Raw genomic sequence first — 15,042 nt, 5'->3', positions numbered from 1 at the left:
TTACTATCGAAACTGGAGCGTCGGTATTACTTTTTTATGCAGCCACTTCATCAACTTATCCGTTCGGTTACTACGCAACTATACACCAACAGCGTGCTGAAAAGCCTGTTGATCGGTGTGTCAGTTGCGTTGCCGGTCTCCTTGTTTTCCGTGGGTATTGGCCTGGTGCTGGGTACGTTGGTGCTGGCCTCGGTTGGCGCGGCGTGGTGGCTGGGAGCGTTTGAACCAAAGCGGGAAGCAGCCATCGGACACCTGCATAAAACATTGGGCCAGACCGAATACAGCCTGCCGCTGTTGACCAAAGAACACCCGAATCTGGCTGAACAACTGCAACTCGAGCGCCTGGCCGAGCAGGCTGCCCAAACGCCCCGTCCGCTGGTTGCCTTTCAGAATCTGCGGCCGTATCTGCTCCTGCTGCTTGCGTCGGGAGCCGTTTTTGCTGCCTTCCGCTTCTGGCCAACCGCAGCCGGTAAGCGCGCTAATGAAGCTACGCGGTTGGCTGACAGGCAAATGGCCGAAAAAGCGATCCCTATTCTGCCGCCCACGTTCCGATCAGCTCAGCTTACCGTTCAGCCACCAGCCTACACCGACCTGCCCACCCGGACTGGGGCTGATCTGAACGTAACGGCCTATGTTGGTTCTACGTTAACGTGGCAAGTAACGTTGAGCGAGATGAATCGGACTGCCGTGAAACTGGTGAACAGCCGGGGCGAAGAAATTCCGTTTGCTCGTCAGCAGGCGGGTTTTCAGTATCAGGACCGGCTGCTGAACTCGGGCCTTTACGCGCTTCGAGCGTATTGGAAAACACCTGCCAACCGCGATTCGCTAATCTACCAATCGGATTTCTACCGGCTCGATGCCCGGCCCGATGTGCCGCCGGTGATCAAGCCGGCGGCGAAAGAGCTGTATCGCTTTCATCGCATGGGTGAATCGATGCAGGTTCGGGTAACGGCCCAGATTTCAGATGATTTTCGGGTACAGCAGGCGTTTATCGTAGCCACACTCGCCCGTGGTTCGGGCGAGAACGTGAAGTTCCGCGAGACTCGTTTTCCGGTTAGCAGCGGGCCGTTCAGAACGGCGCAGGCGGGCCATACGCTCGATCTGGCGAAGCTTGGGTTTGCGCCCGGCGATGAACTGTATTACTACTGGGCCGCCATCGACAACCGTCAGCCCGAGCCGCAACTGACCAAGTCGGACACCTATTTCGTGGTGTTTAAAGATACGGCCCGTAACGAAGAGGCTGAACTGGCCACAATGGCCGTCAACATCATGCCCGAATATTTCCGGAGCCAGCGGCAGATTATCATCGACACGGATAAGCTGATTGCCAAACGGAAGAAGATGGCCGCCAAAGCCTTCAATACGGAGTCGAACGAGATTGGTTTTGATCAGAAAGTGCTGCGCCTCCGGTACGGGCAATATATGGGCGAAGAGTTTGAAAATCAGATTGGTGGCCACACCCCGCTGGCCGATAACGACGCTGATCTGCTGGAAGGCTACGTGCACAAACACGATACGCAGGAAGACCCGAACGGCGGCCCGGCCGAAACCCATGAGAAAGGAGGCGAGCACCACGGTCATGACGATCACGACCATGACCATGGGGGAAAACCGGGCGAAGAAAAAGACCCGCTGGCTGCTATGATGGAGCAGTATGTTCACAACCATGACAACGGCGAGGTGAACACCTTCTATGAGCAATCGACACGGAGTTTGCTGAAAATGGCGCTGGAACAGATGTGGCAGTCGGAGTTGCAGTTGCGGTTGTATGAGCCCGAAAAAGCGCGTCCGTATGAAGTGAAAGCGCTCGAATACCTAAAAATAGCCCAGCAGAAAGCGCGTGCCTACGCCAAGAAAAGCGGTTACGACCCGCCGCCACTGAAAGAAAAAGAGACCCGGCTTACCGGCGAGCTGGGCGACGTACCCAACAAGCATCTGTTGACTCGGAATTACGCCGATATGCCCGTTTCCATGCTGGTAGCGCAGGTGCTGGGTCTGGTTGATCTGCCGACATTAACCCCTGTTCAACGCCAGCAGGTAAGCCAGTTGAGCACGGCCCTGAGCGGCCCCCTAATGCGAAGCGGAATGCCTAACTGGTCGGTACTTGCTGATCTGCAACGGCTTGCATCGGGGCAGCGGTTGTCGGCGCTGGCAGTGGCGCAGTTGCAGACCAAACTGGCCCAATTCGCACCGGCTTCTGCCGATGGCGGGCGGTCTGCGCCGGTAGCCGACAAGCGCCTCGAAGATGCCTTTTGGCGCGGTATGAAGTAATGGGGGCATGCAACCTGCACCACCGGGAAACGGTACAGCGTGTAAGTAGCAAAGCACCAACAAGTAAAAACCATATACGATAATTTTTCCCGTAATGACCATTCCCCCCCTCGACTGGAACGTAGCTGAAACCTGGTTACTGGCTGCCCTATTACTGGTGTTGCTGGTCATGCCGATCTGGCTCATTAGTCGGAAATCGGGAGTCGGTACCAACCGTAAAGCGATTCGGATCGGGTTACACGGGCTGCTCTGGCTGGCTGTGCTGGGGCTCTGGCTTCAGCCACGCTGGCAACAGACGCTGCCTTCGGGCAAACTGCTGATCGCCGCCGATAATGTCCCTGCCGATCAGGTACGGGCAACGGCAGCCAGCCTGGGTATCAGGACGACGTTGACTGCCAGTGAATTCCGGACATTGACAACCAATGTACCCGTTGATACCGTGTGGTTGCTTGGTCAGGATTTTCCGGGTAATGAACTAGCCAAATTAGCACGGCAGGTGGTGATCTGGAACCCCTACAACGTACCTGGGCAGTTTCAGCAAATTCATTGGAACGGCATCGTTCGGCAGGGAGAAAGGCAAACGGTTTCAGGCAGGATCAATACGGCGGAAGGCGGCATGCTCCGACTACGGTTTGGGCAGAAAACGGTAGACAGCACCCGTCTGGCGGCCAATGATCAGTCGTTCAGACTGTCGTATGTAGCCTTCTCGCAGGGACGTACCCAACTGACACTTGCCCTTGATAAAACGGTGCTCGATACGCTGCGTTTTATGGCCCGACCTGCTGAAAAGCTACGCGTCCGGTTCGTACTCGATGCCCCCGATTTCGAAACCCGCGCCCTGGCCGATTGGCTGGGTCAGCAGGGAAACGCCGTTGAGTTGACCAACCGCCTGTCGAAAGGGATTGGTAGTGAACTGACCATCAATAAAGCAACCACCAGCGCCCTGCCTGACCTGGTCGTTACTGACCCGGCCAACGTGACCAATCAGGCTGTTAGCAAAGCGCTGGCAGCGGGAAAGAGCGTGCTGGTGATCAACCTGACCCGCCCTGATGTGGAAGTGACAGCCATTAATCGGGCCTTGCGGACGGGCCTGCAGGTACGTCGCATTCCCGGAAAAGACACGGTTCGTATCAGTCCTGATCTAACGGCCCTGCCGTTTCGGTTTCAACCCGTTCCAGGCACTTTGCCTGTTGCGGGGTATCCTGTTGCGGTGCAACTGGGTAGTGGCCGGGTAGCCGTAAGCCTGCTTACCGAGACATTCCAGCTTCGGCTCAGCGGTGACACCACTACCTATGCACGGCTCTGGCAGTCTGTGCTGGCTCAACTTCGGCCAGTGGGAAAAAATAATATCCAGGTCGAGGCCCCTGTTCTGACGCATCAGCCGGCTCACTTTAAGGTAAATAACGCAGGTACGTTGCCCGCCCGGTTGCGCGTTGGCACAGACACGTTGCCCCTGCAGCCCGATCCCATAAACACCCGCTCGTATAAGGCCACGGGCCGCTTTGCTACTTCGGGTTGGCTACCTGTGCAGGATACGCTGGCCCTGTACGCCTACGGTGACGTACCTACCGGCTCACCGGCCAGTAACGGCGTTAGTGCCGCAGCGCAACGGGAACAGATTGCCGGTTGGGTACGTACCCACCGGCGCTACGATGTTACTCCCGGCCAGATCGGCGCCGCTACGGCACGTACCATCGAAAAAGCCATCCCTGATTGGGGATGGCTTCTCGCTATTGCGCTGCTGCTGAGTAGCTTGTGGATTGAGCCGAAACTAGGGTAAGATAGTCGATAGTTGCGCTGCCAGATCACCTGGCTTATCTGAGCGGAGCACTACTGACTATCAACTTCTATTTAATATACCGGAAATCTTCGTCGCCTTTCAGGGTCAGCAATACGTCGTACATCAGGCGGATCACGGCTTGAACGTCTTCCTGATGCACCGTTTCAACGGTTGTGTGCATGTACTTCAGTGGCAACGAGATCAGGGCCGAAGCAACGCCCTCCGCAGCGTAGGCAAAGGCATCCGTGTCCGTTCCCGTCGACCGGCTAACGGCCTGCCGCTGGAAGGGGATCTCGCTCTTATCAGCTACTCCGATCATGAAATCGAGCAGGTTGTTCTGTACGGCGGGGCCGTAGCACAGCACCGGGCCGCTGCCGCATTTCAGGTCGCCTTGTTCTTTCTTATCGTATTTCGGCGACTGCGTGTCGTGCGTCACGTCGGTACAGATGGCGAGGTCTGGCTTGAGGCGCCGGGCAATCATTTCGGCGCCGCGCAGGCCGATTTCTTCCTGAACCGCGTTCACGATATACAGCGTATAGGGCAGGCGAATACCGTTCTCTTTCAGCAAACGGGCCACTTCGGCAATCATGAAGCCACCCATGCGGTTATCGAGGGCACGGCCAACAAAATAGCGGCCATTCATTTCGGTCAAACCATCCACAAACGTGCAAACAGTACCTACATGGATGCCCATGGCGGCTACCTCATCTTTGGTATGCGCACCCACATCGATAAACAGGTCGGTTACTTTCGGGGCGGTATCTTTCGCCAGGTCGCGCACGTGAATGGCAGGCCAACCGAAAACGCCCTGCACCACGCCCTGTTTCGTATGCAGATTCACCCGCATTGAGGGAGCAATGACCGCATCGGACCCGCCATTACGCCGAACGTAGAGGTAACCATCGTCGGAAATGAAATTCACGAACCACGAAATCTCATCCGAGTGCGCCTCAATGACCACTTTATAGTCTTTGGTCGGCGAATCATCGGCCCCGTGAATAACACCCACAGCGGTGCCATAGGTATCCACGATATATTCGTCGATGTACGGCTTCAGGTAATCGAGCCAAAGCTGCTGACCCGACGACTCAAAACCAGTTGGCGAAGCGTTGTTGAGGTACTGGTAAAGGAATGTCTTACTCTGTTCAGTCATGATAGGTGTCTTGGAAATAGAAAGTTATAGTACGCCTTCCAGGGTTTCGATCCAGCGTTTGGCTTCGGCTTGCTGTGTCTGCGAGGTAATGGCCGATTGCAACTTGTTTTTGTCAATGACCGTCTGCCCGGTCTGAACGCGCATCATGGCTTCGGCCAGGGCTTTGGGGTAGAAGCCCTCAACCATTTCGCCCATACCCGGTTTAACAAACTCGCTAATACCACCCGAATTAAAGCCAACAATGGGCTTGCCAAGTACCGATGCCTCGCGCATGACAATGGGGTACGAGTCTTCGCGCGAGGTGAGGCAGAAACCGTCACAGGCGTTGAAGTAGCTGAAATACTGGGTCGACTGTTCGGTCAGAAAACGAACGTTGAGGTTGTAGGTCTTGATGTATTGCTCCACGTAGTAGGTCATGCCGGTTTTGCGGGCCGGCCCCATCCAGACGAAAGGTGTGCCGGCGGGCATTTCGCGCAGAATGTCCGGCACCATATCAAATCCCTTCCGGTTCGACCATGCCCCCGACATCAGCCATACGAACTCATCGTCGCGGAAGCCTAATTCCTTACGAACGTCGGTGCGGTCGCGGGCAGGTTTGATCTCCTCGACGTTGATCAGCCCGTGCATGAGCACCACGTTTTTGTAGCCCATGTTCTGCAGGTTGTCAACCACCGTCCGCGAGGCCGTGAACAGCAGCTTAGCGCCGTCGAGCATCTGCTTGAACTCCTCGTACCCGCGCTCGTCATATTCCTGAACCAGTTCGTGCACGTGCAGCACATACGGTTGCCCAAGCTTGATCGCCAGCAACGCATAATCGGGCATGGCAATGGTGTTGATGTACCACAAGTCTGCTTTTTCGGCATCATGCGCCTTCTGAAGGTCTTTCAGATGCGGAATAGTGCCAAACAATTTATGCACGGCCGTTTCGTAGAGGCGATAACTGAATCGATCAGACTGCTGACTAAAATACAGGGGGCAGTTGAACTCGGCTAGATCGAGCTGACCAGCCCGGCGGCTAAACATGGCATACCGACGATCGTCATTCTTCGGCGCGTAATGCATGTAATTCAGAAGCGTTGTGACAGACCCTGAACGGTTGGCCACCGGTGTAATAAACAGTAGTTTCATTGAAATCAGGCAGGCAGTTGGCGATATAGCAGTGAGGACGTACCCGTCGCGGCTAAACTTTAAAGAAATGGGTTTGGTTGAACAGTGTCTTCCAAAAGAAACGGGTAAAGATACCGACTTGTTGGGCAAATGCCCGTTGGTTATCTAATTCACTCAGTAGCGGTTTTCCCTGCCGAAGATTCACGCTCATTTTCCAGAGGTAGATAATCGGGACCAGCGTTACGTAATGGAGTATCAGCAGCAGATAGGCACCCGCGCCATATTGCTTCCGAATCCAGAGCAGATTAGACACCTGCATCTGGGTTTTAAACCGGTTGATGTACGTTATCTCGCGGGCCTGATACGTAGGATCGCTGCCGTATTCGAGATGAACAAAAAAGCCATCGCGCAGCACCAGCATCCGGCCCTGTTGTCCCAGCCGCCAGCTCCATTCCACATCTTCACCGTACATAAAAAACCGCTCGTCGAACATGCCCGCTTTGGCAACGGTTGATTGGCGGGTCATCAGAAAGGCACCAATGATCCAGTCAACCTGATTGGGGTCGTCGTATACGGTGTCGGGAAGTTGGCGATACAGCCAGTTCTGTACGGTCGGATGAGTAGGCAGAATGTAGAACGGCCGTCGTATTTCGCCAAAGCGAGTATACATCTGCGTGTGTACCTGCCCCGCCCGATTAATCTGCATAGCGCCCACGGCCGCCACGTCGGGTTGCTCATCGAGCAGATGGGAGCACCGGCCAATCAGGTTATCGCGCAGGAGGGTGTCGGAGTTGAGCAGCAAGTAGTTCCGGCCCAATGCCTGTTTCATGGCGTAGTTATTGGCCCGCCCGAACCCAGCATTATACCCCATATCAAACCAACGTACCTGGGGGAAACTGGCCAGCGGAAACGCGGAACGTACCTGTGCCTCGCTATCGTCGCCCGACTGATTATCAACAATAACGACCTCGTAGGTGATGCCCGACGTGTGTTCGAAAACCGAGTGCAGACAGTCGATAATCAACTGAGGCGTTTTATAATTGACAATCAGGATTGATAAGTCGGGCATTGATAACAGAAATGAGTTGACAAAAGTAACCCCGGATGTCGGAAGCGTCAAAATAGCTAGGTCAACGTACCCCAGAAAGCAGCAGCCCCGCTCAAACCGTTTGAGCGGGGCTGTCAGTGTAAATGATTTACAGATTAGTTGATCTTCAGAACGGCCATGAAGGCTTCCTGCGGGATCTCGACGTTACGCGGCCTGCAGATGAATATCTGCTCGAATATTAAGAGCGGCCAGAAGCTCTTCCAACTGGCGGAAATACTGTTCGCGCAACCGCTGATAGCCCTCAATGGATAGTGAATCAACATTAGGCTGCTTCTCGTGCAACTCAATTTGAGCTGTTAAACGTTCGATTCGCTGCAACACATCGACAATCTCAGTATGTAGTTCAGTATGCGTCTCCATAATTACCACCTCAGTTGAATAAATCCTTTGGGTTGCTTACGCCGTGTATACCGGTCTGGTCTGGTTTTAGTGAATTGAAAGATCCACTCTGTACAGTCAGAAATGTACAAGAAGTGATTGGGTTCTCCTTCGTCTATTCGTTTAATAAAGTAAACGTCCAAACCAACAAACTGATTACGTAATAAACGTAATTCGTTTTCCGCAGTTTCATACCTTTCCGCTGGCAGGATAAACACAATATCTATATCGTTAGGTCGCTCTTTCCGGGTCACGAAGCTGCCATCAATCCATATTGTATATTCGTCAGGAAACAGCGTAGTCAACTCTGTACAAAGCAACTGAAATGAGTTTAGTAAGCTCAGCCGATGTTTATTCCAGCCAAACGTTTCAGCGAATGTCTGCCAATTCGTTTCTATAGCATCGTACGGTGTCAGATGGCCTTCCCAGTCAAAGCGTAGTGTATCCACCAGATTAGTTGATCTTCAGAACGGCCATGAAGGCTTCCTGCGGGATCTCGACGTTGCCGACCTGACGCATGCGTTTCTTACCCTTCTTCTGCTTGTCGAGCAGTTTGCGTTTCCGGGAAATATCACCGCCGTAACACTTGGCCAGTACGTCTTTGCGCAGGGCGCTCAGGGTTTCGCGGGCAATGATTTTCTGACCAATAGCCGCCTGAATGGCAATCTCAAACTGTTGACGGGGAATCAACTCACGGAGTTTTTCGCACAGTTTCCGGCCCCACTCATATGATTTCGACCGGTGAACGATCGCCGACAGTGCATCGACTTTGTCGCCGTTGAGCATCACATCCAGCTTCACCATATCTGATTCACGGTTGTCCATGAATTCATAATCCAGGGAAGCATAGCCGCGCGAGATGGTTTTCAACTTATCGAAGAAATCAAAAACAACTTCGGCCAGGGGCATTTCGAACTGTAGTTCTACGCGGTCGGCGGTGAGGTATACCTGGTTTTTCAGGATACTCCGCTTGTCCATACACAGCCCCATGATACCACCAACATACTCGGCTTTGGTAATGATCTGCGCCTTGATAAACGGCTCTTCAATGTATTTGATATGGTTCGGTTCCGGCATCTCGGCGGGAGCCGATACCTGGAGCAACTCATCTTTAGTTGTCATTACCTCAAACCGTACCGACGGCACCGTAGTAATCACGGTCATGTCGAACTCGCGTTCGAGGCGTTCCTGCACAATCTCCATGTGGAGCATGCCCAGGAAGCCGCACCGGAAACCGAAGCCCAGGGCCGCTGACGTTTCGGGCTCCCAAACCAGGGCGGCGTCGTTGAGCTGAAGTTTTTCCATGGCCTCGCGCAGGTCTTCAAACTCGCTGGTTTCTACCGGATAAATACCGGCAAACACCATCGGTTTTACTTCCGAGAACCCCTGAATGGCCACTTCGGCCGGTTCGTCAAAACTGGTGATCGTATCGCCAACTTTTACCTCTTTGGCCACTTTGATGCCCGAGATCAGATAGCCTACGTCGCCGCACTCGATCACATCTTTGGGCTCCTGCGTGAGGCGAAGCGTACCAATCTCATCGGCAAAATATTCTTTGCCGGTGTTCATGAACTTCACCTTCTGGCCTTTCCGGATGTGGCCGTCTTTAACCCGGAAAATTACTTCGATACCCCGGTAGGAGTTAAAGTGCGAGTCGAAAATGAGGGCTTGCAGCGGGGCATCCGGGTTACCCTTTGGCGGTGGAATACGCTCGACAATGGCGGCCAGAATCTCGGGTACACCAATACCTTCCTTACCCGACGCCGGAATGATATCAGCACGTTCGCAGGCCAGCAGGTCTACCATCTCGTCTTTGATCTCTTCGGGACGGGCACCGGGCAGGTCGATCTTGTTCAGGACCGGAATAATGACCAAGTCATTGTTCAGGGCCAGATAGAGGTTCGAGATTGTCTGGGCCTCGGTTCCCTGCGAAGCATCGACCAGCAGCAGCGCCCCTTCACAGGCGGCAATAGACCGGGATACTTCGTAGCTAAAGTCGACGTGACCGGGCGTATCGATCAGGTTCAGGGTGTATAACTCGCCATTATGGTAGTAATCCATCTGGATGGCGTGGCTCTTGATGGTGATGCCACGTTCCCGTTCCAGGTCCATGTTGTCGAGCAATTGCGCCTGCATGTCACGGGCACCGACAGTCTTGGTAAACTCCAGCAGGCGGTCGGCAAGGGTACTTTTACCGTGGTCGATGTGGGCGATTATGCAGAAATTGCGAATATGTTTCACGTTGATGAAACGGGGGTTATATATACGAATGAAACCACAAAAGTACGCAAAAAACTCCGTTAGCGGGTTGTCGGCAGCCATTCAGATACGGTTAGCTCAGGTACGTCATTCGGAGCGACCATCTGTACCGGTAGCTGGAACAAAACAGACTTTTTTTAGAATAAATCTGTTATACCCATGATCTGCGTAGGTATCGCAGACGCACCAACCAAAACCAACTAGTTGTCGATGGCAAAGCGTAGTTTAATTGCCCAGGTTCTTTCGTCTATTTTCTTTCGTCGGTCAACGGCTCGGGCAGGCAAGTATGCCCGCAACGGACTGAGTATGCTGGCCCTGATTCGGGAGGCACTGGGTAAGAGTGAGTCAGTGAAAGGCGAGGAAGGCATCGGTTTTCGGGAGAAAATCGGGCTGGTAAGTCGTCTGGTGAAAGCATACGCATCAGGTGAGTACCGTCAGGTGCCCGCCAAAACGCTGATTTCAACGTTGGCTGCCCTGATTTACTTTGTGTCGCCCATTGATTTTATTCCTGATATTCTGCCATTGGTGGGTTTCGCCGACGACATTGCCCTGATGGTGTGGCTATTTAATTCACTAAATGCCGATCTGGAGAATTTTCGTGAATGGGAGCGCCAGCAGGAGCGGGCTACCGGCAAAGTAATTGACTTGAAGTAAGGGTATAATCTGCCCACCAACTGCCTTTTTTACCTTTAATTTAATGGCTTCTTGACGAGGCTTTTGTTACTTTTGCATACGTTCTAAACACGATATATTATGATTACAGCATCCATTTTTGCGATTATGGGTCTGGGCGGTCAGGAGATGCTGCTCATTTTCTTAGCCCTTCTCCTGTTCTTTGGCGCCAAAAAACTACCTGAACTGGCTCGTGGCCTTGGTAAAGGCATCCGTGAGTTCAAGGACGCTACCAAAGATGTTCGCGAGAACATCGAAGACGGTCTGAAAGACATTAAATAAGGATTTTCCTTCTGTATACACAGACAACCCGATGCGGTAAGGCGTGGGGTTGTCTGTTTTTTTGTTTAGTGACCTCTACTTTCCTCCTGTGACTATATACCGTTCGTTTACCGCTCTACAGACCGACCTCGCCAATGGCACTATTACCTGCCGCCAATTGGTTGACCAGTACCTAAGTCGTATTGCCGACCACCAGCACCTTAATGTGTTTACCGAGGTGTATGCTGATGAGGCTCGTTGTCGGGCCGATGAACTGGATACCAGCCGGGCTACGCAGACAGCAACACCCGGTCGGTTACACGGAATGGTTATTGGTATCAAAGATGTGCTGAGTTATGCCGGGCACGACCTGCGCGCCGGCAGTCGTATTCTGGACGGATTCGAAGCGCAATTCACGGCAACGGCTATTGAACGCCTGTTGGCAGAGGATGCCATCATTATCGGGCGGCAAAACTGCGATGAATTCGCAATGGGCTCATCGAACGAAAACTCAGCATTCGGCCCCGTTCGAAACGCGGCTGACCCTACACGGGTGCCGGGTGGCAGTAGTGGCGGGTCGGCGGTGGCGGTGCAGGCGGGTCTGTGCCTGGCCAGTATCGGCTCCGATACGGGTGGCTCGGTGCGCCAGCCAGCCGCTTTTTGTGGTGTAGTAGGTCTGAAACCAACCTACGGGCGAGTAAGCCGCTGGGGACTGGTCGCCTACGCCTCCTCATTCGATTGCATCGGTCCCATTGCCAATACCCCCACCGACGCGGCACTGCTGCTGGAAGTAATGGCCGGACCTGATGAGTTCGACAGCACCGTTTCGTCGCAGCCTGTAGATACGTATGCGTCTCCTCTGGAACGGGAACAGCCAGCCCGAATCGCGTATCTGATCGACGGTATTGAGAGCGAAGGTGTTTCTCCGGCGGTGCGGGAGGCGACTCAGCGGGCCATTGACACCCTGCGTGCGGCGGGGCATGTGGTTGAGCCCGTAACACTGTCGTTGCTCAAGCACCTGCTGCCTACGTATTACGTGCTCACCACCGCCGAAGCCTCCTCGAATCTGTCCCGATTCGATGGCGTTCGGTATGGTCATCGGGCTACTGAAGGCGTGACGGACCTGATTTCAATGTATAAAAAAAGTCGGACGGAAGGCTTCGGCCCCGAGGTTCGCAAACGCATTCTGCTGGGTACGTTCGCGTTGAGTGCCAGCTACTATGATGCGTATTACACCAAAGCGCAACAGGTGCGCCGGCTGGTGCGTGACGAAACAGAGCGGGTATTTGCGCAATATGATTTTCTGATCATGCCAACAACACCAACTCCTGCCTTTATCTTAGGTGAGAAAAGTGCCGATCCGCTCCAAATGTACTTAGCCGACATTTTTACCGTTCAGGCTAATGTAACGGGTTATCCGGCTATATCAATACCCAACGGAACAGACCCCAATGGCGACGGACCGGCCCTGCCAATCGGACTCCAGCTGATGGCTCCGCCCTTTAAGGAAAGGGCATTGGTAACGATGGCAGAGACGTACCTGACACTGGTTTGATGTTTGATGGTGTAGCTTTTTTCGGAGGGAGCTACGCCGGTAACCAACTTAATTCGTAACGATGAGACTAGTTAACCTATTGATTACTAGCGGAACAGCCTTGTTTTGGGCCGTTTCGTTGCCGTCTCAGGCACAGGTAGCCAGACCTACGCCTACGGTAACGTACCCGGCGTCGGCCAACCTGCAATTGCCCGCCGTGGCCGATTCGACGGTTGTGGATACGTCTTTTATTGTTGAAACAGTATTGAACCTGCCGAGTGTGCCCGAGGCCGTCCTTCGCGAACGACTGCCCCGGCTGCAACGCCAGATTCCGCTGACATACAATAAGGTCGTCCATAACTTCATCGACTATTTCACCTACCGCAAGCCCAGCTACACCCGCACAGTGATGGAACGGATGCCGTTCTATTTCCCGCTGTATGAAAAAACACTGGCCAAGTATAATATGCCCGACGAGTTGAAGTACCTCTCCATTGTGGAGTCGGCACTGAATCCAAGGGCTATGTCGCGGGTGGGGGCAGGTGGCCTTTGGCAGTTTATGCCGTATACCGGTAAAGACTTCAACCTGAACATCGACGATTACGTGGACGACCGGATGGACCCTAATAAAGCGACCGAAGCTGCCTGCCGGTATCTGAAAGACCTGTACCGCATTTTTGGCGACTGGGAATTATCATTAGCGGCCTACAACTGCGGGCCGGGCGCTGTGAAGCGGGCCATGCGCCGCACAGGCGGAACTACCTTCTGGACCTGCTATGAAGGCTTACCGAAAGAGACCCGTTCGTACGTGCCGCAGTTCATCGCCATGACGTATATGATGAATTACGGTAATGACCACGGTATTGTGGCTGAACGTCCCGACTACCCGATTGCCTTCGATACGCTTCAGATAAACGCCTACCTGAATCTGAAAACGTTCGCCAATCTGAGCGGCGTCTCATTCGCTGATTTGCAGAAACTGAACCCGTCGATCACGGCCGACCAACTGCCCGAGTATACCCGGAACCACATGCTGCGTGTTCCCAGCGAACGGCATGGTTATGTGCAGGCCAACCGGAAGGCCATTATGGATTCGGCCTCAAAAATGCCGGTTATGATGGAAAACGTATTGCTGGCGCATAACGAGATCCCTGCCAACCGCCTCGATTCGGCCAATGACCCGGCCGATTGGCGAGTGGCCAGCCGCCTGGCCGATTCTGCACCCGCACCTGCCGCCGTAGTAGCCGAAAATGACCGTCCTGAACCCGATGACCTGGAGGCCGTGGTAATGCGTAAGCCCCGGAAAGTAACCCACGTTGTGAGGCGGGGCGAAACACTGTCGGGCATTGCCGATAAGTACAACGTAGAGATATACGATGTGAAGCAATGGAACAGGATGCGGTCGGGAACGGTAAAATCCGGGCAGAAACTAACGATCCTGCGCGAATCGGGCGAGACGCATACTGAACGGATGGCGCAACAGGATACCGGTTCGTCTAAAAAGCACAAGGAAAATGAAGCTCGCCACGAACGGGTGAAACCTAAATACCATCGTGTGCAGCCGGGCGATACGCTCTGGAACATAGCCCAGCGCTATGGGAATATCTCGATTGATAAACTGAAGAAAATGAACCGTATCAAAGGCAACAGTGTCCATCCCGGACAGAAGCTGGTGGTAGGGTAACCAATTTGAGTTTACAGTTTTCTGTTTGCCGTTTTCAACGGTCCGCCGCTGCGGTTACTTCGCTAGTTAGTCGGGCTTTCTGTAAGGCGAAGCAACTGAAAACGGTAAACAGAAAACTGTAAACTGAACTATGATCGCCTACTTAGACGGCACCTTAGCATATAAAGAAGCCTCGTATGCGATTATCGACATACAGGGGCTGGGATATGAGGTCTTTATCTCCCTTCAAACCTATTCCACGCTGCCCGGTGGTGGTGCGCCGGTGAAGCTGTTTATCCATCACCATTTTCGCGAAGACAATCAGACGTTGTTTGGTTTTGCCTCTGCCGACGAAAAGTCGCTGTTCCGCGAACTGATCGCCGTATCGGGCGTGGGGCCGAATACGGCGTTGGGTATGCTGTCATCGCTGGCCCCGCAGGACCTTCGGCTGGCTATCATGAGCGAAAATGTACGCGCTATTCAGGCTATAAAAGGTATTGGGGCCAAAACGGCTCAGCGGATCATTCTGGAATTGAAAGACAAAATGAAAAAATCCGGTTTATTGCCCGACACGCCAACGTATCGTCAGCAGGCCGGTAATCCTGTTCGGGAGGAAGCGCTGGCCGCTCTGGTTGCCCTCGGCTTTCCGCGTCCGTCTGCTGAGAAGAGCGTCGATGATATTCTGAACGCCGACAGCAGCTTGTCTGTAGAAGATATTATTCGTAGAGCACTTAGATAATTAAGAAGGACTCTGCTACACAACCGTCTAGTATTCAGCAGGGCCATTCTAAATTCCTGATTCTTAACTCTTGATTAAAATACGATTGGCCCGGTTTTCGCCGTTGTGTTAACGTCC

General features: G+C 53.5%; 13 protein-coding genes. 7 read left to right on the top strand and 6 right to left on the bottom strand.

Annotated features, from left to right (window positions below):
- Positions 1-36: 36 nt before the first annotated feature.
- Both J2I46_RS24220 and J2I46_RS24215 read left to right on the top strand, forming a co-directional pair.
- Positions 37-2,271 (top strand): hypothetical protein, encoded by a 2,235-nt coding sequence (locus J2I46_RS24220; RefSeq protein WP_207331656.1) that lies wholly within the window; start codon positions 37-39, stop codon positions 2,269-2,271.
- 94 nt (positions 2,272-2,365) lie between these two features.
- Positions 2,366-4,051: a hypothetical protein gene (locus J2I46_RS24215; RefSeq protein WP_207331655.1), complete on the top strand. Its 1,686-nt coding sequence runs from the start codon at positions 2,366-2,368 to the stop codon at positions 4,049-4,051.
- 67 nt (positions 4,052-4,118) lie between these two features.
- Here the strand turns inward: J2I46_RS24215 and J2I46_RS24210 are convergent, their stop codons facing one another.
- The 6 genes from J2I46_RS24210 to lepA form a co-directional block, all read right to left on the bottom strand.
- On the bottom strand, positions 4,119-5,204 hold the full coding sequence (locus J2I46_RS24210; RefSeq protein ID WP_207331654.1) for a M42 family metallopeptidase: 1,086 nt from the start codon (positions 5,202-5,204) through the stop codon (positions 4,119-4,121).
- A 24-nt stretch (positions 5,205-5,228) separates the two neighbouring features.
- Entirely contained in the window at positions 5,229-6,332 is a 1,104-nt protein-coding gene (locus J2I46_RS24205) for a glycosyltransferase family 4 protein (RefSeq protein WP_207331653.1), read from the bottom strand.
- A gap of 52 nt (positions 6,333-6,384) precedes the next feature.
- Positions 6,385-7,380, bottom strand: a complete 996-nt coding sequence (locus J2I46_RS24200; protein ID WP_207331652.1) for a glycosyltransferase family 2 protein — start codon at positions 7,378-7,380, stop codon at positions 6,385-6,387.
- 183 nt (positions 7,381-7,563) lie between these two features.
- The gene (locus tag J2I46_RS24195) at positions 7,564-7,779 is read right to left on the bottom strand and encodes a hypothetical protein (RefSeq protein ID WP_207331651.1); all 216 of its coding nucleotides are present in this window, start codon (positions 7,777-7,779) and stop codon (positions 7,564-7,566) included.
- 2 nt (positions 7,780-7,781) lie between these two features.
- Entirely contained in the window at positions 7,782-8,246 is a 465-nt protein-coding gene (locus J2I46_RS33570; protein WP_374758102.1) for a DUF6932 family protein, read from the bottom strand.
- Positions 8,247-8,250: 4 nt separating this feature from the next.
- Entirely contained in the window at positions 8,251-10,038 is a 1,788-nt protein-coding gene (gene lepA / locus J2I46_RS24190) for a translation elongation factor 4 (protein ID WP_207331650.1), read from the bottom strand.
- A gap of 228 nt (positions 10,039-10,266) precedes the next feature.
- On the opposite strand from lepA, the gene J2I46_RS24185 reads away from it, so the two are divergent.
- From J2I46_RS24185 to ruvA, 5 genes are all read left to right on the top strand, one after another.
- Positions 10,267-10,710 carry a YkvA family protein gene (locus tag J2I46_RS24185; protein WP_207331649.1) on the top strand — a complete coding sequence of 148 codons (444 nt, stop codon included), beginning with the start codon at positions 10,267-10,269 and terminating at the stop codon, positions 10,708-10,710.
- 99 nt (positions 10,711-10,809) lie between these two features.
- Positions 10,810-11,010, top strand: a complete 201-nt coding sequence (gene tatA, locus J2I46_RS24180) for a twin-arginine translocase TatA/TatE family subunit (protein ID WP_085412555.1) — start codon at positions 10,810-10,812, stop codon at positions 11,008-11,010.
- An 88-nt stretch (positions 11,011-11,098) separates the two neighbouring features.
- Entirely contained in the window at positions 11,099-12,544 is a 1,446-nt protein-coding gene (gatA, locus tag J2I46_RS24175; RefSeq protein WP_207331648.1) for an Asp-tRNA(Asn)/Glu-tRNA(Gln) amidotransferase subunit GatA, read from the top strand.
- A gap of 61 nt (positions 12,545-12,605) precedes the next feature.
- Positions 12,606-14,207 (top strand): lytic transglycosylase domain-containing protein, encoded by a 1,602-nt coding sequence (locus J2I46_RS24170; RefSeq protein WP_207331647.1) that lies wholly within the window; start codon positions 12,606-12,608, stop codon positions 14,205-14,207.
- 130 nt (positions 14,208-14,337) lie between these two features.
- A complete protein-coding gene (ruvA, locus tag J2I46_RS24165; protein ID WP_207331646.1) occupies positions 14,338-14,925 on the top strand; it encodes a Holliday junction branch migration protein RuvA in 588 nt (195 codons plus the stop codon).
- Positions 14,926-15,042 lie beyond the last annotated feature (117 nt).

Source organism: Fibrella forsythiae (genome assembly GCF_017353175.1).
Taxonomy (GTDB): Bacteria; Bacteroidota; Bacteroidia; order Cytophagales; family Spirosomataceae; genus Fibrella; species Fibrella forsythiae.
Note: the sequence above shows the minus strand (reverse complement) of the source record. Positions and strands in the feature narration are given on the sequence as shown.

Bases quoted from the DNA above. Each gene is read 5' to 3' on its own strand.
- J2I46_RS24210 (WP_207331654.1), bottom strand. From the start codon at position 5,204: ATGACTGAACAGAGTAAGACATTCCTTTACCAGTACCTCAACAACGCT.
- ruvA (WP_207331646.1), top strand. From the start codon at position 14,338: ATGATCGCCTACTTAGACGGCACCTTAGCATATAAAGAAGCCTCGTAT.
- tatA (WP_085412555.1), top strand. From the start codon at position 10,810: ATGATTACAGCATCCATTTTTGCGATTATGGGTCTGGGCGGTCAGGAG.
- J2I46_RS24205 (WP_207331653.1), bottom strand. From the start codon at position 6,332: ATGAAACTACTGTTTATTACACCGGTGGCCAACCGTTCAGGGTCTGTC.
- J2I46_RS24200 (WP_207331652.1), bottom strand. From the start codon at position 7,380: ATGCCCGACTTATCAATCCTGATTGTCAATTATAAAACGCCTCAGTTG.
- J2I46_RS24170 (WP_207331647.1), top strand. From the start codon at position 12,606: ATGAGACTAGTTAACCTATTGATTACTAGCGGAACAGCCTTGTTTTGG.
- J2I46_RS24220 (WP_207331656.1), top strand. From the start codon at position 37: ATGCAGCCACTTCATCAACTTATCCGTTCGGTTACTACGCAACTATAC.
- J2I46_RS24195 (WP_207331651.1), bottom strand. From the start codon at position 7,779: ATGGAGACGCATACTGAACTACATACTGAGATTGTCGATGTGTTGCAG.
- J2I46_RS24215 (WP_207331655.1), top strand. From the start codon at position 2,366: ATGACCATTCCCCCCCTCGACTGGAACGTAGCTGAAACCTGGTTACTG.
- J2I46_RS24185 (WP_207331649.1), top strand. From the start codon at position 10,267: ATGGCAAAGCGTAGTTTAATTGCCCAGGTTCTTTCGTCTATTTTCTTT.